At 58.2% G+C, this 620-nt stretch carries 1 protein-coding gene; it reads left to right on the forward strand.

Annotated features, from left to right (window positions below):
- Window positions 1-325: 325 nt before the first annotated feature.
- Window positions 326-620, forward strand: a 295-nt coding sequence (locus tag ACW9JE_RS30905; protein WP_457434933.1) for a hypothetical protein, incomplete at its 3' end; no start/stop codon positions are given.

Below are 620 nucleotides of genomic sequence, written 5' to 3' on the forward strand. Positions count from 1 at the left end.
GGACCTGCGAAATTTCGGGGCAAAGTCCTCGGAGATTTCCTTCGAACTGCGGCGAATGGCGTGAACTGGTGGGCGTTGGATGGGCGGGATAGGCTTTTCCCGTCGCCGCAAGAGCGGTGGCTGGGTGTAGGAGCCCAACTCGTTGACGCGCACCAGCGCTGTCGTTTGAACATGGCAATTTGTTCGCGGCGGCTGTGTGCGGGACCACGCTTCGGCGTGGCTGAGTTGACGTGTCTCAGTTCCTACTCCCGCACATGGCTGCCACCCACGCCTGTAGGAAGGCTGGTGGTTGCTTCAGAAATCTACACGTTAGAGGTATTCAACCATGACAAGACTTCATCCCGATCCACCCTACGAAAAACCATTGCCTCCCCCGGGCAATCGCTACATGGCCATGACCGGCAACTGCAGCGACATGCCCACCTTCTTCATCGACACCCACGTCCCGCTAGACATCCTGCTGGAAGCCGCCAACTACCGCATCCGCGCGGTCGTCGAGGTCCTGGAAAACCTGTCCATGCGTGGTTCCATCGAGTGTGAATCCTTCATCCTCAGCGACTTCGCCCTGATGTGCGCCATACCGTTGCGTGATGGGTGTGATGTGCTGGATATCATCAAGC

It is taken from the genome of Pseudomonas sp. SDO55104_S430, from assembly GCF_054070595.1.